26 protein-coding genes and 1 tRNA gene are annotated in these 24,250 nt (G+C 73.1%); 20 read left to right on the forward strand and 7 right to left on the reverse strand.

The window, feature by feature from the left end; genetic code table 11:
• Positions 1-403: 403 nt before the first annotated feature.
• Complete coding sequence (locus ACZ573_RS36340) at positions 404-1,720, forward strand: DUF445 domain-containing protein (RefSeq protein ID WP_471312820.1); 1,317 nt, start codon at positions 404-406, stop codon at positions 1,718-1,720.
• Here ACZ573_RS36340 and ACZ573_RS36345 read toward each other — a convergent pair.
• Together ACZ573_RS36345 and ACZ573_RS36350 are read right to left on the reverse strand one after the other, a co-directional pair.
• Positions 1,690-2,712 (reverse strand): hypothetical protein, encoded by a 1,023-nt coding sequence (locus ACZ573_RS36345; RefSeq protein ID WP_471312822.1) that lies wholly within the window; start codon positions 2,710-2,712, stop codon positions 1,690-1,692. The genes ACZ573_RS36340 and ACZ573_RS36345 overlap by 31 nt on opposite strands.
• 34 nt (positions 2,713-2,746) lie before the next feature.
• Positions 2,747-3,283: a GNAT family N-acetyltransferase gene (locus ACZ573_RS36350; protein WP_471312825.1), complete on the reverse strand. Its 537-nt coding sequence runs from the start codon at positions 3,281-3,283 to the stop codon at positions 2,747-2,749.
• 185 nt (positions 3,284-3,468) lie between these two features.
• Between ACZ573_RS36350 and ACZ573_RS36355 the strand changes: the two genes are divergently transcribed.
• Positions 3,469-3,660, forward strand: a complete 192-nt coding sequence (locus ACZ573_RS36355; protein WP_471312827.1) for a hypothetical protein — start codon at positions 3,469-3,471, stop codon at positions 3,658-3,660.
• A gap of 39 nt (positions 3,661-3,699) precedes the next feature.
• The gene (locus tag ACZ573_RS36360; RefSeq protein WP_301370832.1) at positions 3,700-3,996 is read left to right on the forward strand and encodes a hypothetical protein; all 297 of its coding nucleotides are present in this window, start codon (positions 3,700-3,702) and stop codon (positions 3,994-3,996) included.
• Between the two features lie 288 nt (positions 3,997-4,284).
• Here ACZ573_RS36360 and ACZ573_RS36365 read toward each other — a convergent pair whose 3' ends face one another.
• The gene (locus ACZ573_RS36365; protein WP_471312829.1) at positions 4,285-4,707 is read right to left on the reverse strand and encodes a very short patch repair endonuclease; all 423 of its coding nucleotides are present in this window, start codon (positions 4,705-4,707) and stop codon (positions 4,285-4,287) included.
• Between the two features lie 150 nt (positions 4,708-4,857).
• On the reverse strand, positions 4,858-5,862 hold the full coding sequence (locus tag ACZ573_RS36370; RefSeq protein ID WP_471312831.1) for a tetratricopeptide repeat protein: 1,005 nt from the start codon (positions 5,860-5,862) through the stop codon (positions 4,858-4,860).
• A 56-nt stretch (positions 5,863-5,918) separates the two neighbouring features.
• Between ACZ573_RS36370 and ACZ573_RS36375 the strand changes: the two genes are divergently transcribed.
• The 4 genes from ACZ573_RS36375 to ACZ573_RS36390 all read left to right on the forward strand — a co-directional run bounded on the left by ACZ573_RS36375 (position 5,919) and on the right by ACZ573_RS36390 (position 9,055).
• Positions 5,919-6,746 (forward strand): class E sortase, encoded by an 828-nt coding sequence (locus tag ACZ573_RS36375; RefSeq protein WP_471312833.1) that lies wholly within the window; start codon positions 5,919-5,921, stop codon positions 6,744-6,746.
• Positions 6,747-6,842: 96 nt separating this feature from the next.
• The gene (locus tag ACZ573_RS36380; RefSeq protein WP_471312835.1) at positions 6,843-7,190 is read left to right on the forward strand and encodes a DUF6412 domain-containing protein; all 348 of its coding nucleotides are present in this window, start codon (positions 6,843-6,845) and stop codon (positions 7,188-7,190) included.
• Between the two features lie 114 nt (positions 7,191-7,304).
• A complete protein-coding gene (locus ACZ573_RS36385) occupies positions 7,305-8,075 on the forward strand; it encodes a YidC/Oxa1 family membrane protein insertase (RefSeq protein WP_471312837.1) in 771 nt (256 codons plus the stop codon).
• Between the two features lie 122 nt (positions 8,076-8,197).
• Positions 8,198-9,055 carry a fumarylacetoacetate hydrolase family protein gene (locus ACZ573_RS36390; RefSeq protein WP_471312840.1) on the forward strand — a complete coding sequence of 286 codons (858 nt, stop codon included), beginning with the start codon at positions 8,198-8,200 and terminating at the stop codon, positions 9,053-9,055.
• Here ACZ573_RS36390 and ACZ573_RS36395 read toward each other — a convergent pair.
• Positions 9,028-9,204, reverse strand: a complete 177-nt coding sequence (locus ACZ573_RS36395) for a hypothetical protein (protein WP_471312842.1) — start codon at positions 9,202-9,204, stop codon at positions 9,028-9,030. The genes ACZ573_RS36390 and ACZ573_RS36395 overlap by 28 nt on opposite strands.
• 61 nt (positions 9,205-9,265) lie before the next feature.
• Entirely contained in the window at positions 9,266-10,369 is a 1,104-nt protein-coding gene (locus tag ACZ573_RS36400; RefSeq protein ID WP_471312844.1) for a Gfo/Idh/MocA family protein, read from the reverse strand.
• 56 nt (positions 10,370-10,425) lie between these two features.
• On the opposite strand from ACZ573_RS36400, the gene ACZ573_RS36405 reads away from it, so the two are divergent.
• From ACZ573_RS36405 to ACZ573_RS36465, 13 genes are all read left to right on the forward strand, one after another.
• A complete protein-coding gene (locus ACZ573_RS36405) occupies positions 10,426-11,655 on the forward strand; it encodes an ROK family transcriptional regulator (RefSeq protein WP_471312846.1) in 1,230 nt (409 codons plus the stop codon).
• Positions 11,656-11,940: 285 nt separating this feature from the next.
• Positions 11,941-12,684 carry a hypothetical protein gene (locus tag ACZ573_RS36410; protein ID WP_471312847.1) on the forward strand — a complete coding sequence of 248 codons (744 nt, stop codon included), beginning with the start codon at positions 11,941-11,943 and terminating at the stop codon, positions 12,682-12,684.
• Positions 12,685-12,922: 238 nt separating this feature from the next.
• The gene (locus ACZ573_RS36415; protein WP_301370853.1) at positions 12,923-13,687 is read left to right on the forward strand and encodes a GntR family transcriptional regulator; all 765 of its coding nucleotides are present in this window, start codon (positions 12,923-12,925) and stop codon (positions 13,685-13,687) included.
• Positions 13,688-13,835: 148 nt separating this feature from the next.
• Positions 13,836-15,011 (forward strand): TIGR03364 family FAD-dependent oxidoreductase, encoded by a 1,176-nt coding sequence (locus ACZ573_RS36420; RefSeq protein WP_471312850.1) that lies wholly within the window; start codon positions 13,836-13,838, stop codon positions 15,009-15,011.
• Positions 15,012-15,016: 5 nt separating this feature from the next.
• Entirely contained in the window at positions 15,017-15,766 is a 750-nt protein-coding gene (locus tag ACZ573_RS36425; protein ID WP_471312852.1) for a phosphonatase-like hydrolase, read from the forward strand.
• Positions 15,763-16,812 carry an ABC transporter ATP-binding protein gene (locus tag ACZ573_RS36430; protein ID WP_471312854.1) on the forward strand — a complete coding sequence of 350 codons (1,050 nt, stop codon included), beginning with the start codon at positions 15,763-15,765 and terminating at the stop codon, positions 16,810-16,812. Before ACZ573_RS36425 ends, ACZ573_RS36430 begins: the two co-directional genes overlap by 4 nt.
• 283 nt (positions 16,813-17,095) lie before the next feature.
• Entirely contained in the window at positions 17,096-17,911 is an 816-nt protein-coding gene (locus ACZ573_RS36435; protein ID WP_471312913.1) for a 2-aminoethylphosphonate ABC transporter permease subunit, read from the forward strand.
• On the forward strand, positions 17,898-18,695 hold the full coding sequence (locus tag ACZ573_RS36440) for an ABC transporter permease (RefSeq protein ID WP_471312857.1): 798 nt from the start codon (positions 17,898-17,900) through the stop codon (positions 18,693-18,695). The genes ACZ573_RS36435 and ACZ573_RS36440 overlap by 14 nt, the downstream gene beginning before the upstream one ends.
• Before the next feature lie 68 nt (positions 18,696-18,763).
• A complete protein-coding gene (locus ACZ573_RS36445) occupies positions 18,764-19,840 on the forward strand; it encodes a 2-aminoethylphosphonate ABC transporter substrate-binding protein (protein ID WP_471312859.1) in 1,077 nt (358 codons plus the stop codon).
• A 174-nt stretch (positions 19,841-20,014) separates the two neighbouring features.
• Complete coding sequence (locus tag ACZ573_RS36450; RefSeq protein WP_471312861.1) at positions 20,015-21,538, forward strand: alkaline phosphatase family protein; 1,524 nt, start codon at positions 20,015-20,017, stop codon at positions 21,536-21,538.
• 141 nt (positions 21,539-21,679) lie between these two features.
• Entirely contained in the window at positions 21,680-22,459 is a 780-nt protein-coding gene (locus tag ACZ573_RS36455) for an HAD-IIA family hydrolase (RefSeq protein WP_030016791.1), read from the forward strand.
• A gap of 186 nt (positions 22,460-22,645) precedes the next feature.
• Positions 22,646-23,242, forward strand: a complete 597-nt coding sequence (locus ACZ573_RS36460; RefSeq protein ID WP_468113589.1) for a hypothetical protein — start codon at positions 22,646-22,648, stop codon at positions 23,240-23,242.
• 55 nt (positions 23,243-23,297) lie between these two features.
• On the forward strand, positions 23,298-23,966 hold the full coding sequence (locus ACZ573_RS36465; RefSeq protein ID WP_471312864.1) for a class F sortase: 669 nt from the start codon (positions 23,298-23,300) through the stop codon (positions 23,964-23,966).
• An 80-nt stretch (positions 23,967-24,046) separates the two neighbouring features.
• Here the strand turns inward: ACZ573_RS36465 and ACZ573_RS36470 are convergent.
• Positions 24,047-24,120 (reverse strand) — tRNA-Lys (locus ACZ573_RS36470).
• Between the last annotated feature and the right edge of the window lie 130 nt (positions 24,121-24,250).

Genomic DNA, 24,250 nt, shown 5'->3' on the forward strand with positions numbered 1-24,250 from the left:
AGGACGAGCGCGCGACCACCGGGTACGGCCGAGATTGCCCGCATGCGCCGAGCCGAGGAGACACCCCTCCCCGGCCCCGCGCACCGGCCCACACCACACCCGGATCCCGGCCCGCTGGCCGGTGCGTACGGGCCCGGCCCCGGACGGCCCGCAGGCCGGTGCGGACCGGACCGGCCCGCCCTGCAGGACCGGCTCGGCGGTGGGCCCGGAGGTTCCCGGGGTCGCCCGGACTGCTTCCCCCGCGGGAGCGGACCGGCGGACCGGCGAAGCGGCGGGTCCGGGTGCCCCGGGCCGTCACCGTCACCCCCGCGGGAGCGGACTGGCGTGGCGGGAACTCCTCGCCCCGCTCAGGAGTCGGATGCTGTGCAGACAAAACCGGCGCCCCCGGGGAAGGCAGGAGCACATGGAGAACCGCAGCACCACAGGAGGTACCGCACCGCCACCCACCCGCGGCGCGTTCGTGTTCAGCGCCGCCGACGAGGAGCGCCGCCGCGGGGTCCGCCGGATGAAGGCCACCGCGACCGGTCTGCTGATCCTGGTCGCGCTGGTCTACGTACTCGCCAAGTACGCCCAGCACGCCTGGGGCGCGGGCGGCTGGGCCGCGTACGTCGCCGCCGCGGCCGAGGCCGGCATGGTCGGCGCGCTCGCGGACTGGTTCGCCGTGACCGCCCTCTTCCGGCGTCCGCTCGGCCTGCCCATCCCGCACACCGCGATCATCCCGACCAAGAAGGACCAGCTCGGCGTCTCCCTGGGCGAGTTCGTCGGGGAGAACTTCCTCTCCGCCGACGTGGTCCGGGCCCGGCTCCACGCCCTCGGCATCGGCGGCCGCCTCGGCTCCTGGCTCGCCGATCCCGAACACGCCGACCGGGTCACGGCCGAGCTGGCCGCCGCCCTGCGCGGCGCGCTCACCGTGCTGCGCGACTCCGACGTGCAGGCCGTCGTCGGCGAGGCCATCACCCGCCGCGCCGAGGCCGCCGAGATCGCGCCGGGCATCGGCAAGACCCTGGAGCGGGTCGTCGAGGACGGCGGCCACCGCCGGGCCGTCGACCTCATCTGCGCCAAGGCCCACGACTGGCTCGTCACGCACGGGGCGTCGATCACGGACGCGGTCCAGGGCGGGGCCCCCGGCTGGACCCCGAGGTTCGTGGACCGCAAGGTGGGCGAGCGCGTCTACAAGGAGCTGCTCCGCTTCGTCACGGAGATGCGGGACATGCCCGAGCATCCGGCGCGCGGGGCGGTGGACCGTTTCCTGGCGGACTTCGCGGTGGACCTCCAGTCGGACCCGGAGACCCGCGCGAAGGTGGAGCGGCTCAAGTCCGAGATCCTGGCGCGTGACGAGGTCCAGGACGTCATCGCCTCCGCGTGGTCGGCGATCCGGTCGATGATCATCTCGGCGGCGGAGGACGAGCAGAGCGAGCTGCGCCTGCGGGTCCGTGCCTCGCTGATCGCCTTCGGTGCACGCCTGGCCACCGACGGCCGTCTGCAGGCGAAGATGGAGGGCTGGATCGAGGGCGCGGTGGTTTACGTGGTCACCACCTACCGGACCGAGATCACCTCGCTGATCACGGACACGGTGGCGGGCTGGGACGCCGAGCACACCTCCCGCAAGATCGAGGCCCACATCGGCCGTGACCTGCAGTTCATCCGTATCAACGGCACGGTGGTCGGCGCCCTGGCGGGCCTGCTGATCTATACGGTGTCCCGCGCCTTGGGGGCGTAGGCCGGCGGGAGCGGCAGTTCCAGCTGGGCGTGCCCGCGTGTGGTGACCTGCGGGGGTGCGGGGCGGGCGGCGCCCAGGACCAGGAGCGCGCGCAGGGCCGCGATCACGTCCGCCGGTCTGTCGCGCAGGAGCCCGGGGGTCGTACTGGCCACCAGGACGCCCCGGGATTCCAGGCGCAGCCGCCGGTGCAGGGTGGCCTGCCAGGCGTCGCGCGTGTAGTGGTACTCCGCGGAGTCGATCTCCAGTGCCACGCCCTCCTCGGGCCAGTACGCGTCCGGGCTGGCGAGGAAGGCCCCGTCCCCGTCGTGGAGGCGGGCGTTCCAGAGCGGGGCCGGGAGGTCGGTCGCCGCCAGGGTGTCGCGTGCGCGGCCCTCGGCGATCGAGCGGACCCCGGCGACCAGCTCCGCGGCCGCGGCCCGTACGGCGGGGCGGCCACGGACGCGGCCCGCGCGCAGTTCGGCGTGCAGGTCGTGCGGGTGGCACCAGCCGCCCTGGACGACGTTGGCCAGGACGGAGCGCACCAGGTCGGCATCGTCCGTACGGGCCGCGAAGTCGGCGGCGGCCCGGATCGGGCGGGCGCCGGGGATGCCGCAGATGTGGATGGTGGCGGGCCAGCGCGAGGTCGGGCAGGGCCGGACGCGGCCTGCGGCGGCCGGTGAGCGCGGGGCGCGGACGAGGACGTCCAGCGGTTCGGGCGGGGCGTCGCGGATGCCGAGGAGCGCGAGCGCGGCGCCGCCGGTGAGCGCGGCGGTGGCCCCGGAGAGCGGATCGGCCGCGGGGTGGGCGGCGTAGAGGACGGCGGACAGCGCCTGTTGCCTGGTGTCCGGCGGGCCGGTCTGCAGGAGGTACACCCGTGGCAGAAGCCGCTGCCAGGGCCCTTCGCGGCGGCTGCGGCCGCTGATGGTGGCGGCCGGGATCCCGGCCTGCCTGAGCTGGTGGTAGGTGGCCATGTTCAGCTGTCGCCGGGCGGTGCGGGCGAGTGCGGTGATCACGCCCCGGGTATGCCCGGTGGGGCGTGCGCGATGCTCAGGCCGAGGGGTGGCCCGGGGCCAGGAAGACGACGACGCCGTTCTGGGTGCCGGGCAGCGGGGTGACCTCGTGCCAGCCGAGGCGCCGGTAGGTGGCGACGGTGTCGGTGGCCATCCGGGCGGTCAGCAGCCAGGCGCGGCCGTCGGGGGCGTCGGCGGTGATCTCGGCGAGGAGGGTGCGCCCGGTGCCGTTCCCGCGCGCGTGCGGGCGTACGGCGAGCTCGTCGATCTCCAGGGCGCCGATGAGGAGTTCCCGTACGCGCTGCCGGCCGAGCTGCGCGGAGACCTGCCCGTAGCCGCGGTCGCGGGGGAAGGCTTTGGGGGTCAGCCAGCCGGTGGCGAAGCCGTCGATGCCCGCGGGCGACTGCGCGAAGGCGGTGCGGAAACCGGCGCGGCGGCTGTCGGCCTGGAGCCGGAGGGAGAACTGGCGAATGGTTTCTTCGTCCTCGTTCCACGGTGGCGCGGAGAACACTTCGCTGTAGGCGTCGGCCAGTTCGTCCGACAGGTCCAGCACGGCCGGTCCATAACAGATCACGTTTGCAGCTCCTTGGGCCGGCTTGGGCGGCTTCGGTCGTATCGCCCGTGTAGGAGAGTGAATCTACGCCGGGGAGGTTCCACGGAGGGCACCTGTGCGGATCCGGAGGGTGTGCGACAAATCCGACTTCCGTACGTGGCCCGGCCCGGCCGTATCGCCGTCCCCCGGCCCGGCGTTGAACCCGTGTGTCCAGCTCTCTCCTGCGCAAAGCCCTCATCGGCCTCGCCGCGTGCGCGGTGGCGTTCTTCATCACCCTGGGCGTCATCGCCGTCCTTCCCCGCGCCGTCCAGGACACCGTCCCGCCCGGCGTCCTCGGCGGAGGCGTCGTGGTCCTGGGCGTGACGACCGCGCGCCGCTTCACGCGGCGGGCGCGTTAGCCTCGTCCGGAGACGTTCGAACGGCTGGAGGACCCCACGATGGCGCAGATTCCCACCTCGGCAGTAGCGGCGGCCGGCCTGGTCGGCGGCTACGCCACGGCCCGCTGGACCGGCGTACGCCCGCTGGGCGGCGTGGTCCTCGCGGCCGCGGGCACCCTCGCGGCGCGCGAATGGCACCGCCGCACGACCCCGGCGACGACGGCCCTCCTGGGCGCGGCCTACGTCGCCGCGTTCGCGGGATCACACCCCCTGGCGAAGAAGATCGGCGCCTGGCCGGCGGTCTTCACGGCGGCGGCCGCGGTAGCCACGGCCGCCTACGCGGCGGCGGACCGCTAGGGCTGCCCGGCCGGGCCCTTCGGCGAACAGATCAGGTCGGTCGGACGGCAGGAAGTCTCGGATGTCCTGCTCCAGCACGGTCCGGTCCGGGCGGTTGCCGCGCAGGGTCGCGCAGGAGTCGGCGTCGTGTCCAGGAGCGCGATCGGGTCGAACCCGGCCTCGTCGAGGCCCAGCGCCAAACCTCCGGCGCCGGCACACAGCTCCAGAGGTGAGCCCGGCCGGTACCGAGCTCGTCATGTCGTCCTGGCCGCGTCGGTCGGACGCATGTCGGTGGCCCAGGAGGGCGGTTCAGTTGCTCGTCGCGCCGCGGCGGGCAACGATGACACGGGCCGCAACGGACTCCGGGGTCTCGTGCTCCCAGAACCGCAGCACGGTCCAGCCGGCCGCCGCCAACACCTCGCTCGTCTCGCGATCCCGTGCCATGTTCTTGTCGAGCTTCTCACGCCACCACTGTGCGTTGGACTTCGGTTGCGTCGCGTGCTCGGGGCACCCGTGCCAGAAACATCCGTCGAGGAAGACGGCGACCTTGGCTCCGGGGAAGGCGATGTCGATCGTGCGGCGCGGCATGCCGGGCACCTTCACATGCAGGCGATAGCGCAGGCCCGCCGCGTGCAGCAGCCTGCGCACCGCCAGTTCGGGGGTGGTGTTCCGGCGCGCCTGGCGACTCATACGGGCCGACACGGACGGGGAGGAAGGCACGGCCGCGATCATGACGGTCTCCCTTCTCCACTTTCCGCCTGCTGGTCCCGGCAGGCGCGCTCGGTCGAGTCACGACGAAGGCTCGGCACGGCACCCCCACCTGAAGCCGATGGTACGTAATCACCGGACCGCGACATCGTGTCCCCGGCCGGATCGCCCTGCTCAGCCGCCGGACACCTCGTGGCACTCCGCGTACGGCTTGCCCGATGTGCACCAGCAGGCGGCGGTGGGGGTCGGGGGCCACGGGGTGGCCTTGCCGCGGGCTGCCAGGGTCGTGGCGTATTCGGCCAGGAGGGACGGGGAGGCCGGGGAGGTCTTCTCCGACGCCGCGAAGGCCTCGTAGGAGGGGACGCTCGCCGTGACGATGCCCAGGTTCGTGGTGCCCGAGGCGGCCAGGGCGCGCAGCGAGGTCTCGATCTCCCTCAGGTGGGCCTCGTGCGAGGGGTATTCGGAGGCGAGGGTCGGGTAGCTGGTCAGCAGCTCCGACAGTTCGCGCTGCGGCCAGTGCAGGATCGCCACCGGGAAGGGGCGGGAGAGGGCCGCGCGGCGGTCGCCCAGTTCGGCGCGCAGGCGGGCGATCTCGGCGCGCAGTTCGGCGGGGTCGTCGGAGCCCAGGGCCCAGATGCGCTTCGGGTCGTGGAGCTCGTCGAGGGGGATCGGGCCGATGTGGCGGGTGTCCGCGACCATGTCCCAGTCGTCGTGCGTGCGCCCGAGGAGGCGGCGTACGCGGTGGCGGCCCGTGAGGAGGGCGGTGGTGGCCGGGGTCAGCGGGTCGTCCTCCGCGATGAGGAGGGTGGCCGCCTCGGTGAAGCAGTCGTGCGAGGCCTCCAACTCGTCGTGGGCCTCCAGGGCTTCCGCGATGACCTCCCACGGCGCCGGGTCCTTGGGCGAGGCGGCGCGGATGCCGGTGATGAGGGCGCGTGCCTCCGCCTCGTGGCCGTACTCCCAGAGGTTCGCCGCCTGCAGGGCCTTGATCAGGTGGGGGTCGGCGGGTGAGGAGGAGAGGAGTTGGTCGTACAGGGCACTCGCCCGGTCACGTGCGTCGGCCAGTTCGAGGTGGGCCGCGGCCTGGAGGAGCAAGGGCTCCTGGTCCTCGGGGTAGCGGGTCGCCGTGCGGATGAGGCGCTCGGCTTCGGCGATGTGCTCGGCAGGCGTGTCGGGGCGCATGGTTCACACCGTACTGCCGCTGGTCAGTTGGCGGGGGAGGACTTAGGGTGCCGCCCGTGCGAGATCACGTACCTGTGGTGGTGCAGGGGAGCGGCCGGCGGGGGCGCCGGGCCGGTCTCGCGGGGGTGCTGTGGGCGGGCGCCGAGCTGATCGTCACCGTGGGGGTGGTGGTCCTGTTGCTGGTGGTGCATCAGGTGTGGTGGACCAATCGGCAGGCCGCGGCTGCCGCGCAGGAGCAGGTCCAGGCGCTGGAGCGGGCGTGGGGTGAGGGGGCCCTCGCCGGTGGAGGGGCTGATGGCGGGGGCGAGACCGAGGTCGGTGGCGGGCCGGTGGTGGGGCCGGAGCCGAGTGCGCCGGCGGATTCGGGGGCGGTGCCCGCGGCGACCCCGGCCGCCCGGCCCGCCCGGCCCGCCGGGCCCGCCGCCGGGCCTTCCGAGCGGGACCGGGCGTACGCCGTGCTGCGTGTCCCGCGCCTCGGGCTCGTCGTGCCCGTCGCGCAGGGCGTCGACAAGCGGGCCGTCCTGGACAAGGGCTACGCCGGGCAGTACCCGGGGACCGCCGGGCCCGGGGCGCAGGGGAACTTCGCGCTGGCCGGGCACCGGAACACGCACGGCGAGCCGTTCCGGTACATCAACCGGCTGCGGGCGGGCGACGAGCTGATCGTCGACGTGCGCGGGCGCCGGTACACGTACGTGGTCGGGAAGATCCTCGGCGAGACCACCGAGCGGGACACCGGGGTGATCGCGCCCGTGCCGCGCAGCGTGGTGAAGCCGGACCAGGGGTACAGCGAGCCCGGGGCGTACATCACGCTCACCACCTGCACGCCCGAGTACACCTCGAAGTACCGGCTGGTGGTCTGGGGGACCCTACTCAAGTCTTCCTGACCTCGATACTTGCGGCCGATGGATCTGTCGGCGGGGCCGGTTACCATCGATGTCGTACGGGAGTTCGCGCGCGGGAGTGGAGAGGGGGAGGTCCGTATGGCTCGGCAACGACGCGAAGGCGGCCTGCTGTCCTTCGCCCTGTACGCGCGGACCTCGCGGGTCCTTGGCCTGCTGCTCCCGCTCGTGCTGCTCGGGGGAATCCTCGGGCTGTTCGCCGGGGAGGGCGGGCTGGGCGCCGTGGTGGTCGCCTTCGCGGCCACCGTCGCCGTGGGCGCCGCGGCTCTCGCCGCCGCGCGGCTCGTGCGGCCGGTGCAGCCGCACCGAATACGCACCGCGATCCGTGATCGCGAGCAGCGCACGGCTTTCCTGCCGCAGCGTGATCCCGATGCCTCGGGCCGGTCGAGGCCCAGGGCGCCCGGCCGTCTCGTCCCGACGGCCGCGTAGGGGCGCGCAGTACTTCTCGCCTTCTGCTGACTGATCACTGTTGTCGCCCCTCGCGGGTCGTCACGCCGAAATGCATCTCTTTCGACGTTCGACGAGACCCTTCGGAGGGCCCGCGTGTCCGTTTTCACCCACCTTGTTGCTGAGCTGGGCCAGCTTCTCGAGCCGGTGCTGGCGCAGTCCGCGACCGCTGCCGCGATCGTGCTGTTCACCGTGCTCGTACGGCTCGCGCTGCACCCGCTGAGCCGGGCCGCCTTCCGGGGAGCGACTCCTGCGGCGGGGTGCCTGCCGATCCTGCTGCAGCTGCCCGTGTTCTTCGTGATGTACCAGGCGTTCTCCTCCGCCGAGGTGGGCGGGAAGGCGAACGAGCTGCTCGGGCACCGGCTCTTCGCCGCGCCGTTGGGGGCCCGGTGGACCGAGGCGCTGGGCGAGGGCGGCCCGTTCGGGGCGCAGGGGCTGGTGTTCCTCGGGCTGTTCGGGGCGATCGCGGTGGTGGCCGGGTGGAGCGCGGTGCGGGGGCGCCGGACGGCTGCCTCGGTCGCGGAGGCCGCCGCTGCCGTTGCCCCCAAGAAGGCCGCTGCCGCCAAGAAGCCCGGGGCCAAGGCTGGGGCCGGCGGGTCCAAGGCCGGGGTCGGCGGCGGGCCCAAGGCCGGGGTCGGGGTCATGGCCGAGGTGAGTGCCGAGCAGCAGGAGGTCATGCGCAAGCTGGGCGGCGTACTGCCCCTGCTGTCGTTCGGGACGCTGATCACGGCCGCCGTGGTGCCGCTGGCCGCCGGGCTGTACCTGCTGACCACCACCGCCTGGTCGGTGGCGGAGCGGGCCTGGCTCCAGTACCGCAAGGAGCGGGCGGAGCACCAGGCGGGTGGAGGCGCGCGTTCCAGTCTGTGAACAGGGTCTTGCGGATTGGGTGGCCATCTTGGAGGATCGACCAAATCCTCCGATGGCCGCAACCCATCGGCCGGCCCTGGGTACGCCCCGGGCCGACCACCCACGACCACGGGAGAATGCCCATGAAGCTGCTGCGTGTCGGACCCGTAGGGTCGGAACGCCCCGCGCTGCTCGACCGGGACGGGACCCTGCGTGACCTGTCCGGCCTGATCACGGATGTGGACGGCGGCCTGCTGGCCGACGACTCCGTGCTGACCCGGGTACGGGAAGCGGCCGAGTCCGGTGAGCTTCCGGTCCTGAGCGCCGAAGGCCTGCGCATCGGTGCCCCGGTGGGCCGCATCGGCAAGGTCGTGGGCATCGGCCTGAACTACTTCGGACACGCCGCCGAGATCGGCGCGGAGCCGCCGGCCGAGCCGATCCTGTTCCTGAAGGCCCCGGACACCGTGGTCGGCGCCGACGACACCGTGCTGATCCCGCGCGGCAGCGTGAAGACCGACTGGGAGGCCGAGCTCGGCGTCGTCATCGGCAGCACCGCCCGCTACCTGGACTCCGCCGTGCAGGGGCTCGCACACGTCGGCGGGTACGTGCTGGTCAACGACGTCTCGGAGCGCGAGTTCCAGATCGAGCGCGGCGGCACCTGGGACAAGGGCAAGAACTGCGAGACCTTCACCCCGATCGGCCCCTGGCTGCTTACCGCCGACGAGGTCCCGAACCCGCAGGTCCTGGACGTGAAGCTGTGGGTCAACGGTGCGCTCAAGCAGGACGGCAACACCTCGGACCAGATCTTCCCGGTCGGCGAGGTCGTCCGGTACCTGAGCCACTTCATGACCCTGTACCCGGGCGACGTCATCGTCACCGGCACGCCGGGCGGCGTGGCCATGGGCCAGCCGGAGCCGAAGCCCTACCTGCGGGCCGGTGACGTGGTCGAGGTGGAGATCACGGGTCTCGGCCGTCAGCGCCAGGAGTTCAAGGGCGCGTAGCCGGACGCGGACGCGGACATGGAAGGGGCGGGGCCGCCGCCATCGGCGGCCCCGCCCCTTACCCGTGCGTGCGGGGTGTTCTTCACGAACTCCCGCAGCTCGGCGTCGGACGGATGCCCGCCGAGGGCCTTGTGTGCCGCCTCGCGCACGCCTGGACCGCCGGCCGGCCCGGCCGGCCGGCGGTCCGGGATCGCCTTGATCGCGGCCCGGTCAGTCGGAATCGGACACCGTGGCGGGAATCTCCACAGTCACGCCCTCCTCGGACGACCGGCGGGCCGCCTCCAGTACGTCGAGGCAGTCCGCGGCCTCGCGCGCCGTCACGGGCGCGGGGCCGCCCGCGCGCAGCGCGGCCGCCACCGCCGCGTAGTACGCCGGGTAGTCGCCCTGCTCGGTCGGAACCGGGATCCCGCCGCCGGTCAGCGGGGACTCGCCGGAGCCGAGGACGCCCCACAGGTGCGGGGGCTCCTCGCCCCAGGGCAGGTCCCCGTCCGGACGCAGCCCCTCGCGCAGGGCGCCCTCCTGCGGGTCCAGGCCGTACTTCACGTAGCCGGCCCGCGAACCCAGGACGCGGAACCGCGGTCCGAGCTGGGCGGTGGTCGCGCTGACGTAGAGGTGGGAGCGGACCCCGTTCGCGTGCGTGATCGCGATGAAGGTGTCGTCGTCGGTCTCGGCGCCCGGGCGGCGCAGGTCGGCCTCCGCGTAGACCCGTACGGCCGGGCCGAACAGCACCAGTGCCTGGTCCACGACGTGACTGCCGAGGTCGTACAGCAGGCCGCCGATCTCCTCCGGGGCGCCCGACTCGCGCCAGCCGCCCTTCAGCTGCGGACGCCAGCGCTCGAAACGGGACTCGAAGCGCTGGACCTCGCCGAGTTCCCCGTCGGCGATCAGGCGGCGCACGGTGAGGAAGTCGTTGTCCCAGCGGCGGTTCTGGAAGACGGAGAGGAAGGTGCCGCTGCGGTCCGCGAGGGCGGCGAGCGCGCGGGCCTCGGCCGCGGTGGCGGCGAGCGGCTTGTCCACGACCACCGGGATGCCGGCTTCGAGGGCGGTGGTGGCGAGCGGGACGTGCGTCCGGTTGGGGGAGGCGATCACGACCAGGTCGAGGTCCCGGTCCCACAGCTCGGCGGCGGTGGCGGCGATGTGTACGTCGGGGAACTCGGCGCGGGCCTGGGCCTGCCGGGCCGGGTCGGAGGTGACGACGGTGTCGAGGGTGAGCCCGTCCGTGGCGGCCACGAGGGGGGCGTGGAAGACGGAGCCGGCGAGTCCGTAGCCGATGAGGCCGACGCGGAGGGGGGAGGAGGGGGCGGGGGTGCTCATGGTGACCACTTTGGCGACAGTGTTGTCAAAGTGCAAGGAGGGTGGACAATGGGCGAGTGAACAGGGGTAGCGGGGAGAGTCGTGGCGGGGTGAACCTGCCGGCGCTGCGCGGGTACAACGAGGCGCTGCTGCTGGATCTGCTGCGCGGCGCCGGGCCGGCGGGCCTGGGCCGCGCCGAACTCGCGGCCCGTACGGGTCTCACCCCGCAGGCCGTCAGCAAGATCACGGCCCGGCTCGGCGCGGACGGGCTGGTCGTGGAGGCCGGCCGCGCGGCGTCCACCGGCGGCAAGCCGGTCACGCTGCTCCGGCTGGTGCCGGACGCGCGTCACGCCGTCGGGGTGCACCTGGACCGCGACGAGCTCCGTGCGGTACGGGTGGACCTGGCGGGCCGCGTCGTCGCCGAGAGCAGTGGCCCGCTGGACTTCGGGGCCGGCCCGGAAGCGGCAGTGGAGGCGGTCGTACGGGCGGTCGCGAGGGTCGGGGATCCGGCCGGGCTGCCGCTCCTGGGCGTCGGCGTGGCCGCACCGGGGCCGCTCGACCACCGGGCCGGGGCGATGGGGCGGGTGACCGGGTTCCCGAGCTGGAAGGGCTTTCCGCTGCGCGGGGTGCTGGAAGGGCTGCTGGGCCTTCCGGTGCTGCTGGACAAGGACACGAACGCCGGTGCGGCAGCGGCCGCCGGGGCGTGGCTCCGGGCCGCCTGGCCCGATGCGGATGTGGATGTGGATGCGGATGCGGATGCGGCCACGGATGTGGCTGCGTATGCCGGGCGGGACGTGGACGCCGGACGGGCTGCACCCGCAGCCGTACCGGCAGCCGCGGATGCGTATGCCGGCGGAGGGCCCCACACCTGCGTGTACCTGCACGTAGGGACCGGGCTCGGCGCGGGGTTGTGGCTGGGCGGGGGGGTCTACCGGGGTGCCCGCTCGGCGGCGGGGGAGTTCGGCCACCAGGTCCTCCTGCTGGACGGCCCGCCGTGCCGGTGCGGGGCGCGGGGCTGCGTGGAGGTGCTGTGCCTGGGGGCGGTGGCCCGGGGCGATATGCCCGAGGCGGCACGGATCCTGGGTGAGGGGGCGGCCAACTTGGTCGCGCTGCTGGACGTGGACCGTGTGCTGCTCGGCGGGCGTGTGGTGGAGGCGGCGCCGGAGGTCTTCGTGGCCGGGGTCGGGGCCGTTCTCGCGGCCCGCGCGCTGGATCCGGCCCGGCCGGTGGTCGCCCTGGCGGGCGCGGGTGTGGCGGAGGGGGCGGCGGAGCTGGCGCTCGGGCCGACGTTCGGGCAGCTGGCCTGAAGGACCGGGGCTCGGCCCTGCTCGGCCCCGGACCCCGCGCCTCGATCGCCGGCTGGGCTGAAAGATCGCCTCAATCGCCGGCCAGGCTGGATGCGGGCGGCGGGGTCGGATGAGGTTCGGGCGGGGGAAGGACTTGACCCCGTGCGTCATTCGGGCGTAAACCGGAGCAACTCAGGCGTGGCTCCCGATGGGGGGTCGCGCGGGGGTGGCAGGGTGCGGGCAGAGCCGGGGTGATTGTCACCTCGTCCGATCATCGTCCCGTCCGGCGAGCAGCGAAGGTCTTCCATGCGACTGCGCAAAGCCCTTGCCCTCACCGCCGCCCTTTCCGCCGCACTGGTCGCCACCACCGCGCCCACCGCCGGAGCCGATATCGGCGCGGGCGGCGGACGCCCCGCACCCGCACTGCCCTCCCGCGCGCAGGCCACCTGCGGCGACGGGAAGAGCACCGCCTTCCCCATCGGGGCGCGGATCCGCGGCGGCCCGGCCGTGTACCGGACCGGCGCCGGCCCGCAGACGTGGTACCTGGACCTGACCAACACCACCAACTCCGAGTGCACGGCCATCCACCCGATCGTCGTCTTCACGGACAAGGCCCGCGCCCTGCGCCCCGCGCACCTGCGCATGGAGTTCGACGCCCCGGGCGGCACCTTCCCCGTCAGCCTGGAGAGCAGCGACCGCGACGAGATCATCGCCGTCTTCGACGGCGGCGACGCCTTCCCCGGCTTCACCGTCGGCCCCGGCGGTTCCCTGACCGTCAAGGTGGGCCTCTCCTTCGCCCCCGACGCGCCCGTCGGCGAGGTCGTCGCCGACGCCGCCCTCGTCCAGCGCAAGGGTGACGACGGCGACTGGATCGGCGAGGCGGGCGGCTACCGGTTCTCGGTCGAGGGGCCGGAGGATCCGGTCGAGGCGGGCTCCCTCGCCCACACCGGCCCGCGCGAGTGGGCGTACGGGACGGGCGCCGTGGCCGCGCTCGCCACCGGTGGCGGCCTGCTGCTGGGGGCCCGCCGACTGCGCCGCTCCGCACGCTGAACAGTCCGCGGACCGCACCCTGAACGGTCCGCGGACCGCACCCTGAACGGTCCGCGGACCGCACCCTGAACGGTCCGCGGACCGCACCCTGAACGGTCCGCGGACCGCACGCCGGACCGCACACCGGACCGCACGCCGAACCGCCCGTCAGCCGCCCGCGCACCGTCCGCGGATCGACCGCACACCGTCCGTGCCCCCGTCACCTCGTGGCGCCGGCCGCCCCGCATAGAGTCCCACCGTGGAAGAACAGACCCAGCGGCACCGCCCCGGCTCACCCGTGCGTTCCGGCATTCCCGAGCACGGCCGCATCCCCAAGTACTACGCCGTCAAGGCCCGCATCGCCGAGCTCCTCGACGAGCTCGGCGAGGGCGGCACGCTGCCCACCGAGCGCGATCTCGCCGAGCGGTACGAGGTGTCCCGCGAGACCGTCCGCCAGGCCCTGCGCGAGCTGCTGCTGGAGGGCCGGCTGCGCCGCTCCGGCCGCGGGACCGTCGTCGCCGGCCCCAAGCTGGAGCAGCCGCTCTCCCTCGCCAGCTACACCGAGGGCGTGCGCCGCCAGGGCCGCCGTCCGGGCCGTCACCTCATCGGCCTGGAGCAGTTCCCCTGCCCGCCCGACGTCGCTCCCGGCATCGGGGCCGAGCCCGGGGAGCCCGTCTGGCACCTGGAGCGTGTCCTGCTCGCCGACGACGAGCGCGTCGGCCTGGAGAGCACGTACATCCGGGTGGCCCGGGCCCCTCGCCTGGACAGTGACTTCCAGCCGGACTCCTCCTTCTACGTGTACCTCCGCGACAGCCTCGGCATCTCCTTCGGCGAGGCCGACGAGAAGCTGGAGACGGTCCTGGCGACCCCGCGCGAGGCCCTGCTGATCGGCACCCCGCCCGCTCTCCCCATGCTGCTCATCCACCGCTTCTCGCGGGACCAGGACGGCCGGCCGCTGGAACGGGTGCGTTCGCTTTACCGTGGTGACCGGTTCAGCTTCACGACCCGCCTGCGCGCCGAATAGCGCAGGAGCTATCGGTCCGTACCGGGCAGAACGGGACGCATTCACATCACAGAAAGATAACGGGTCTAGTCCAAGTGTCGGGGGTTGTTCACCGGGCCGTCGCCGGACCGACCTTCCCGGGTCACGGACCCGACCCACCGTTGGCGGCGTGAGAGTCATAGTCGTCGGAGGCGGCGTGGTCGGCACCATGCACGCCTGGCAAGCAGTCGAACGCGGCCACGAGGTCGTCCAGATCGAGCGAGAAGCGGAGGCCCGCGGCGCGTCCCTGCGTAATTTCGGCCAGATCTGGGTCAGCGGACGGGCCGGGGGAGAAGAGCTCGACACGGCCCTGCGGGCCCGCGAGCTCTGGGAGCGCATCGGCGCGGAGGTGCCCGGCCTGGGCTTCCGTGCCAACGGCTCCCTCACCCCCGTCCGCACCGCTCGCGAACTCGCGGTCGCCGAGGCGGCCCTGGCCCGCCCGGACGCCGCCGCCCGCGGCTACAAGCTGCTCACCGCGGCCGAGGCGCGGGAGATCAACCCGGCCCTGCGCGGCGCGTTCGAGGCCGCACTGTGGTGCGAGCGGGACGCGGCCGTCGAGCCGCGCACCGCGCAGCTCCACCTCCGGGAGGCCCTGCGCACCCGCGCCGCCGGCCGCTACACCTTCCTCGCCGGCCGCGAGGTCCGCGAGGTGGCCGGCCTCGGAGCGGGCCGCAGCGCCGGACCCGCAGTAGCCACCAGGACCGCCCCCGCAGCCGTCCGCGACGACCACGGCGACGTCCACCGCGCCGATGCGGTGGTCCTGGCCACCGGTGCCTGGCTGTCCGGCCTGGTCCGCGAACTGGTCCCCGACCTGCCCGTGCGCCGCGTCCGCCTCCAGATGATGCAGACCGACCCGCTCGGCGAGCCGCTGACCACCTCCGTCGCGGACGCCGACAGCTTCCGCTACTACCCCGCCTACAAGTCCCCCGCGCTCGACACCCTCAACGCCGAGCAGGCGCAGGCGCCGATCGCCGCCGAGCACAAGATGCAGCTGCTGATGGTCCAGCGCCGCGACGGCGGGCTGACCATCGGCGACACCCACGAGTACGAGCACCCCTTCGCCTTCGACACCCTCGAAGACCCCTACGAGCACGTCGCCGCCGTGGCCGAATCCTTCCTCGGCCGCCCGCTGCCGAGGATCCGCCACCGCTGGGCGGGCGTGTACGCGCAGTGCGCCGACACCACCCGCGTCGTCCACCGCCAGCAGGTGGCCGACGGCGTCTGGCTGGTGACCGGACCCGGCGGCCGCGGCATGACCTGCTCGCCCGCCATAGCCGAGACCACCGCGAACGAACTGGGCTGGTAAGTCAGATGAGTGACATCACACCTGAAACCGACATCACCCGCGGCAAGCTGGTCGTCCTCGACATGGCCGGCACCACCGTCGCCGACGGCGGCCTCGTCGAGCGCGCCTTCGAGCAGGCCGCCCAGCGCCTCGGCGTCGAGCCCGGCACCCCCGACCACGCCGAGAAGCTCCGGTACGTCCTCGACACCATGGGCGAGTCCAAGATCTCGGTCTTCCGCCACCTGTTCGGTACGGAGGAACTCGCCCGCCGCGCCAACTCCGCCTTCGAGGAGGCCTACGGAGCCCTCGTCGACGGCGGTCTCGTCACCCCGCTCCCCGGCGCCCGCGCCGCGATCGAGCAGCTCCGCGCCGACGGCCGCACCGTCGTCCTGACCACCGGCTTCGCCCGGGTCACCCAGGACGCCATCCTCGACGCCCTCGGCTGGCAGGACCTCGCCGACCTCACCCTCTGCCCCGCCGACGCGGGCGGCCGCGGCCGCCCGTTCCCGGACATGGTGCTGACCGCGTTCCTGCGCACCGGCGCCGTGGCCGACGTGAGCGACGTCGTGGTCGCGGGCGACACCGCCTACGACATGCTCAGCGGCCGCCGCGCCGGCGCCGGGACCGTGGCGGGCGTCCTCACCGGCGCCCACGACCGCGCGGCGCTCACCCGGCACGGCGCGACCCACGTCCTGGCCTCCGTCGCCGAACTCCCCGCACTCCTCGCACTCCCCGCACTCCTCGCCCTCCCCACTCCGCCCGTGGAGTCGCCGTGAGCGGTATCCGTTTCGACGGGGTCAGCGTCGCCTACGGCGGCAACACCGTCCTGGACTCCCTCGACCTGACCGTCGAACCCGGCGAGGTGATGGCCCTGCTCGGCCCCTCCGGTTCCGGCAAGACCACGGCCCTGCGCGCCGTCGCCGGTTTCGTACGGCCCGTCGCGGGCCGGGTACTGATCGGCGGCCGGGACGTCACCGCCCTCCCGCCGCACAAGCGCGGCATCGGCATGGTCGTCCAGCAGTACGCGCTCTTCCCGCACATGCGGGTCGAGGACAACGTGGCCTTCGGCCTCAAGGCCCAGAAGGCCCCCAGGGCCGAGATCCCCCGCCGGGTCGCCGAGGCGCTCGAACTCACCGGCATGGCCGCCTACGCGCGGCGCCACCCCCGCGAGCTCTCCGGCGGCCAGCAGCAGCGTGTGGCCATCGCCCGCGCCCTCGCCATCCGCCCCGGGGTGCTCCTGCTCGACGAGCCGCTGTCCGCCCTCGACGCGCAGTTGCGCTCCGGGATGCTCACCGAGCTGGCCCGTCTGCACCGCGAGCTGCCCGACGTGTCGATCCTGTACGTCACCCACGACCAGGTGGAGGCGCTGACCCTGGCCGACCGGATCGCCGTGATGGACCAGGCCCGGCTGCGGGACTGCGGGACCCCGCAGGAGCTGTACCGGGCCCCGCGCACCGAGTTCACCGCCTCGTTCGTCGGCAACGCGAACCTGCTGCCGGTGACGGTCGCCGAGAGCGGCGCGGTCTTCGAGGGCCGGACGCTGACCCTCGACCGCGGGCGCGCGGCGCCGGGTTCGACGGCGACCCTGTGCGTACGGCCGCACCTGCTCTGCCTGGGTACCGGGCCCAACGCGCTGAGCGGCACCATCGCCGAGGTCCAGTGGCGCGGCTCGACGCACCGGCTGTACGTGGACGTCGGCGGCCACCGCGTGAAGGCGGACCTCCCCGAGCTGCGGGAGACGCCCGCGCTGGGGGACCGGGTCACGCTGCACTTCGAGCCGCGGGACGCCGTGCTGCTGGCCGCAGGGGTGTCGGATGGCTGAGGCCACGCGGCGCGCGGTGCCCGTCCCGGCCGAGAACCGGGGCTCCGCCCCGGATCCCGCGCCTCAATCGCCGGCGGGGCTGAAGGATCGGGGCTCCGCCCCCGGCCCCGCGCCTCGAACGCCGGCGGGGCTGAAGGATCGGGGCTCCGCCCCCGGCCCCGCGCCTCGAACGCCGGCGGGGCTGAAGGATCGGGGCTCCGCCCCGGACCCCGCGCCTCAATCGCCGGCGGGGCTGAAGGATCGGGGCTCCGCCCCCGGCCCCGCGCCTCGAACGCCGGCGGGGCTGAATTCGGCACTATGGGCCCTGCCGCCCGTCGCCGTGCTCGCGCTCGTGTTCCTGTATCCGCTCGCGCTGGTCGTCCAGCAGTCGCTCAGCCCCGAGAACGGTGGCGGCGCCTTCGACGCGTACGCCTCCGTCTTCGCCTCGCAGAGCTTCCGCGAGGCCCTCGGGACCACCGTCTGGCTGGCCGTCGGTGCGACCGCCGGCTGCCTCGTACTCGGCTTCACGCTCGCGCTGATCATCGCCTTCGTGCCCTTCCCCGGGGCCCGCGCCGTCGCCAAGTTCATCGACGTCTTCCTCTCCTTCCCCTCCTTCCTCATCACCCTCGCCCTCCTCTTCGTCTACGGAACGGTCGGCATGGCCAACGGCCTCGTGACCGACCTCACCGGCGCCGCCGAGGGGCCCTTCCACTTCCTCACCACCCCCTGGGGCGTCCTGCTCGCGGAGATCACGTATTTCACACCCTTCGTGATGCGCCCGCTGCTCGCCGCCTTCTCCCAGCTGGACACCGCCCAGCTGGAGGTCGCCGCCGGCCTCGGCGCCCGGCCCGCCCGGATCGTCCGGCAGGTGATCCTGCCCGAGGCCCTCCCGGCCCTCGCCGCCGGCGGCAGCCTCGTCCTGGTCATGTGCCTGAACGAGTTCGGGATCGTCCTGTTCACCGGCGCCAAGGACGTCACGACCCTCCCGATGCTCATCTACGGCAAGGCCATCCTCGAATCCGACTACGCGGCCGCCTGCGTGGTCGCCGTCGTCAACATCGCGATATCCGTCGGCCTGTTCGGCCTCTACCGGGTGGTGGGCCAGCGTGCTGGTGCATAGCAAGAGCGGCCGCTGGGCCGCCTGGGGCCTCTTCGGCCTGCTCTTCCTGCCGCTGTTCGCCCTGCCCCTGCTCGTCGTGGTCGCGGCCTCCTTCGCCACCCACTGGTCCGGGGCCTTCCCCTCCGGTCCGACCACCGAGAACTACGCGGCCGCCGTGCGCGGCGAATCCCTCCAGGCCCTGACCACCAGCCTGGTCACCGCCCTCGCCGCCAGCCTCCTCGCGCTCGCCGTCGGCACCTGGGCCGCGCTGGCAGCCGCCACCCTGAGGAAGCGCCCGAAGCGGGTCCTGGACGCGCTGTTCATGCTGCCCGTCGCCGTGCCGTCCGTCGTCGTCGGCCTCGCCGTGCTGGTCGCCTTCAGCCGGCCCCCGGTCCTGCTCAACGGCACCAGCTCGATCGTCATCCTGGCGCACACGATCCTTGTCACGGCGTTCGCCCACCAGTCGGTTTCGGCGGCGATCGTGCGGCTCGACCCCGCGTACGAGCAGGCGGCCGCCTCCCTGGGCGCCCGTCCCGCGTACGTCCTGTGGCGGGTCAGACTCCCCCTCCTGCTGCCGTCCCTCACGGCCGCCGCCGGCCTCTGCTTCGCCCTGTCCATGGGCGAGCTGAGCGCCACGATGATGCTCTACCCGCCGGACTGGATGCCCCTCCCCGTCCGCATCTTCACCGCCACCGACCGCGGTTCGCTCTACGGCGGCTCCGCCGTCGCCGTGGTCCTGATGGCCACCACCCTGCTGGTCCTCCTGGCCGTCTCTCGCGTCCGCACCAGGGCCTCCTACCGCTGAACCGCCCGCACCGCACCGCACCGCGAACCGCCCCCCTTTCCGACTCCCTTTCCCCGTAAGGAAGTTCCATGACCGGCAAGAGACTCCAGCGCACCGCCACCGTCGTCACCGGCGCCCTCGCCCTCGCCTCCTCCCTCACCGCCTGCGGCGGCGGTACCTCCGCCGCCGGCTCCGAGGGCGGCGAGAAGGTCGTCACCGTCTACAGCGCCGACGGCCTCAAGAGCGAGAAGGGCGACGGCTGGTACGACAAGGTCTTCGCCGACTTCACCAAGAAGACCGGCATCGAGGTCAAGTACGTCGAGGGCGGCTCCGGCGAGATGGTGCAGCGCGCTGTCCGTGAGAAGACCAACACCCAGGCCGACGTACTGATCACCCTGCCGCCCTTCATCCAGCAGGCCGACGGCAAGGGTCTGCTCCAGCCCTACAAGCCGCAGGGATCCGACAAGGTCAACGGCGCGGACAAGGCAGCCGACGGCAAGTGGACCTCGGTCGTCAAGAACTACTTCGGCTTCGTCTACAACAAGAAGGAGCTCACCGAGGCCCCCAAGACCTGGGAAGAGCTGCTGGACGCCAGGTACAAGGGCAAGCTGCAGTACTCCACCCCGGGTGTCGCGGGCGACGGCACCGCCGTGCTCATCAAGTCGATGCACGACTTCGGCGGCCAGGAGCCGGCGATGGAGTACCTGAAGAAGCTCCAGGCCAACAACGTCGGCCCGTCCTCCTCCACCAGCAAGCTCGCGCCCAAGACCGACAAGGGCGAGCTGCTCGTGGCCAACGGCGACGTCCAGATGAACTTCGCACAGTCCAAGTCCATGCCGAACCTGGGCATCTGGTTCCCGGCGAAGGAGGGCGGCAAGCCCACCAGCTTCGCCCTGCCGTACGCGGCCGGCCTGGTCGACAAGGCCCCGCACACCGAGAACGGCAAGAAGCTCCTCGACTTCCTGCTCAGTGAGGAGGCCCAGCAGCTGGTCAGCGGGGTCGGCGGCGGCTTCCCGGCGCGCACCGACGTCAAGCCGACGGACGCCAACGCGGTCGAGCTGACCAAGCTCATGACGGGCGTGGAGATCTTCGAGCCGGACTGGGCCGACATCGACAAGAACCTCACCGGCTACGTCGACGCGTGGAAGTCGGCAACCGGAAGCTGACCGGTCACTTGCCGGCCACCCCCGACCGGCAGAGTGACCTTTGTATAACGGGTCTGGACCGAAGCTGGACCGAAGACCGCACCTTCGGTCCGGACCCGGCGCACACCGGAACGTACGTCGAACGTCGAAACTCCCCCGCTCCTTTCGCCGCTCACCTGCTCCCAGGAGGAGTACGTGTCCCCTGTCCTGCCCGGACGTCGTGCCATCGCCGCGACCGCCGTCACCTCCGCCCTGATCGCCGCCACCGCCGCGGCCACCCCCGCCGGTGCCGCCGCGGCCGCGGTCAACACCGACAAGGTCCTCGTCATCGGCATCGACGGCGCGGTCCTGGACCGCGTCAAGGCCGCCGACGCACCCCACCTGAACGGCCTGATGGCCCAGGGCCTGACCGCCCGCAGCACCCTCTACGCGAGCCCGATGGCCGCCACCTCCTCGGGCCCCGGCTGGTCCACCATCGCCACCGGGGTCTGGCCCGACAAGCACGGCGTGAAGGACAACTCCTTCACCGGCAAGAACTACGCCGCCTACCCGGACTTCCTGACCCGCATCGAGAACGCCAAGCCGGCGCTCAACACGTACGCGGCCGCCGACTGGGAGCCCGTCACCTCCACCGACCAGAACGGCCCGATCTTCTCCGCGAAGGTCGACAAGCGCCTCTCCCTCAAGGGCGACCGCGACGGCTACCGCACCGAGGACCCGAAGATCGCCGCGGCCGCTGCCGCCGAACTGCGCGACCAGAACCCGGACGCCGCCTTCGTCTACCTCGGCGAGATCGACGCGGCCGGGCACTCCTACGGCGCGGCCAGCCAGCAGTACCTCGACACCATCGCCCGCGTCGACACCCTGGTCGGCCAGCTCCTCACCGCCGTCAAGAACCGCCCGGCGTACGCCCAGGAGAACTGGAAGATCCTGGTCACCACCGACCACGGCCACACCGACTCCGGCGGCCACGGCGGCTCGACCGTCCAGGAGCGCGGCACCTTCGTCATCGCCAAGGGCGCGGGCATCCCGGCCGGCTCCGTACGCGCCGACGTGCGGCTGGCCGATGTCGCCGCCACCGCCCTCGCCCAGGTCGGCGTCAGCGGCTCCGGCCTCGACGGCGTCCCGCTGAACGCCCCGGACGACGACCCCTTCGACACCCTGCGCCCGAACCTCCGGGCCCGGGTGGACGAGACGGGCATCCCGGCCGGGGTGAAGGGCTTCACGCACACCCCGCCCGCCGGCTGGTCCGTCGACAACTCCAACATGGGCACGGGCGGTGTCACGGAGTGGGCCGGCTGGGCGTTCGCGACCGACGAGTTCTGGAGCCAGTCGCAGCGCGACCAGTGGCGCGAGCTGAACGTCCGCTCCCGTGACGTCTTCGCCGTCGCCGACTCCGACGAGTGGGACGACAAGAGCCACACCGGCACCTTCGACTCCACCCTCGTCACCCCCAAGTGGGCGGTCAGCGGCGGCAGCACGCGGAATCTGACCTTCCAGACGCACTACCGCCACGAGGCCGGCCAGACCGCCCAGGTCCTGGTCTCCTACAACGGCGCCGCCCCGGCCGTGGTGAAGACCTACACCGCCGACGCCGTCGCCAAGTCGGAGTCCTTCGCCCTCCAGGTCCCGGCCGGCGCCACCGACGTCCAGGTCCGCTTCCGCTACAGCGGCAACAACAACTGGTTCTGGACCGTCGACAACGTCCGCCTGGGCTGATCACCTGGGCGATCACCTGGGCTGACCGCCCCTGCTCGTGATCCGGGTCCGGGCTGTGGACGGCAAGGACGTCCGCGGCCCGGCCCCGATAGGGTGGTACAGACCAGAGGTCGCAGGTCACCGAGAGCGGAGAACAGTCCAGTGGCAGAGCGCAAGCCGATCGAATCCTGGCTCACCGACATGGACGGGGTCCTCATCCACGAGGGCACCCCGATCCCCGGCGCCGATGCCTTCATCAAGCGGCTGCGCGAGTCCGGCAAGCCCTTCCTGGTGCTGACCAACAACTCGATCTACACCCCCCGCGACCTCCAGGCCCGCCTCTCCCGCATGGGTCTGCAGGTCCCCGTCGAGAACATCTGGACCTCGGCGCTGGCCACCGCGAAGTTCCTCGACGACCAGCGTCCGGGCGGCACGGCCTACGTCATCGGCGAGGCCGGCCTGACCACCGCACTCCACGACATCGGCTACATCCTGACCGACCACGAGCCCGACTACGTGGTCCTGGGCGAGACCCGGACGTACAGCTTCGAGGCGATGACCAAGGCGGTCCGCCTGATCAACGCGGGCGCGCGCTTCATCTGCACCAACCCGGACGAGACCGGCCCCTCCACCGAGGGCCCGCTCCCGGCCACCGGCGCCGTCGCCGCGCTGATCACCAAGGCGACCGGCAAGAAGCCGTACTTCGCCGGCAAGCCGAACCCGCTGATGATGCGCACCGGCCTGAACGCCATCGGCGCGCACTCGGAGACCAGCGCGATGATCGGCGACCGGATGGACACCGACGTGCTGGCCGGTCTGGAAGCGGGCATGCAGACCTTCCTCGTCCTGACCGGCCTGACCACCGAGCAGGACACCGAGAAGTTCCCGTTCCGCCCGACCAAGACGGTCGCCTCGATCGCCGACCTGGTCGACCTGGTCTGACGCGTACGCCGTAGCCGCGTCGCGTGCCGCGCACCCGCGTGCCGCGCACCCGTCTGCCGCGCACCCGCGTACGGCGTACGGCCGAACGGGCGTACCGCGTTTGGGGCGTACGGCCGACACGTACGGCGCCGCTCCGGATGCGCGGCGGCGCGCCGCGCGTGAATCTCCTTGTCGAGGAGGTTCACCATGCGCAGTGTTCCGATCGCTGTCCGCGCCACCGCGATGGCCGTCGCCCTGGCGGCATTCTCGGCGGTGACCGCGCCGATCGCCCTCGCGGGCGAGGAGGACCGCGGTGACCGCGGAGACCGCGGCAGCGTCACGGTCGACCCGAATCCGGCTCACCCCGGAGCGCAGGTCAAGCTGCGCGTCCAGGGCTGTGACGGCACCCGCGGAGCGGCCAAGTCGGCCGCCTTCGTGTCGGACGTCGACCTCTACGGCCGGGACGGCGGCCGCAGCCCGCTCTACGGCGACGCGATGATCAGCTCGCACGCCTCGCCCGGCTGGCACTCCGTCCGGGTGACGTGCGACGGCCACGACAAGGTCAGCGGCTCCGTCCAGATCTCCGAGTACCGCCCGTCCCACCACGCCTCGCCCGTCTGGCCGGTGCACGCGGGCGGCGGCGGCATGTCCGCCGAACTCGCGGCGCAGTCGGCCAAGAAGACCCACGGCGCCGATGGACCGGGGCTGCCGCACACGGTGATCGGCGCCGTCCTCGCCGCGGTCGCCACCCTGGCCGTCGCGGGCCGGGCGCTGGCCCTGCGCCGCCGCCGCAGCGGGGAGTGAGGCCGGTGAGTCCCGGTGGGTGCCGGTGGATGCGCGTGGCTGCCGGTGAGCGCCGGTGAGTGAGGACAAGGCCTCCGCCGGCGGCCGGCTGCTGACCTTCGCCGCCTGGGCGGTGCTGGTGCTCGGCCTGTGGCTGTGGGGCCGCCAGCTCACGGTGGCGCCGGCCCCGCCCGCCGGTCAGGCCGGCGGGACGGTGGGTCCGGGGCTGCCGGCCGCGCACGCCCCGCTGGCCGCGGCCCCGCCCCAGCGCGTCGACGTGCCCTCCATAGGCATCCAGGCCCCGGTGATCTCCCGGGACCTGGACAAGGACGGGGCGATCGAGCCGCCCCCGTACGACCAGCCGGGCACGGTGGGCTGGTGGGGCCGAGGCACCCAGCCGGGGACGGCCGGGACGGCGCTGATGGTGGGGCACGTGGACACCCGCTCCAAGCCGGCGGTGTTCTACGGCCTGAGTTCCGCGCAGCCGGGCGACAAGGTGCGGGTGGTGCGGACGGACGGCTCGGTCGCCGAGTTTACGATCGAGGACGTACGGGTCTACGAGCGCGCGGCCTTCGACGCCCACAAGGCCTACGGCCAGCGGGTCCGGGGCCGCGCCGAGCTGAGGCTGGTGACCTGCGGGGGCTCGTACGACAAGGCAGCCAAGGAGTACACGGCGAACGTGGTGGTCTCCGCCTACCTGACGGGCGTGGGAGCCCGCCCGGGCGCGCCGGGCACCGCCGCCTGAGACCCTGCGCCGCCGACGGGAAACGAACGGAAACGAAGAAGCCCCTCGCAGCTTTCGCTGCGAGGGGCTTCCTCCGTCTGTGCGCCGCCAGGGACTCGAACCCCGGACCCGCTGATTAAGAGTCAGCTGCTCTAACCAACTGAGCTAGCGGCGCTTGCTGACAGGGAAAACTCTACCCCACCTCCAGGGGTGCCCGTGACCAGCCACGCCCACCTTGTCCGATTAGCCCATGTTTGGGGGGTTTATCGTGCACCATATGTCTGCGCGTGCCGCATCTGATGCTT

The sequence above is a fragment of the Streptomyces sp. NPDC040545 genome (genome assembly GCF_055595065.1).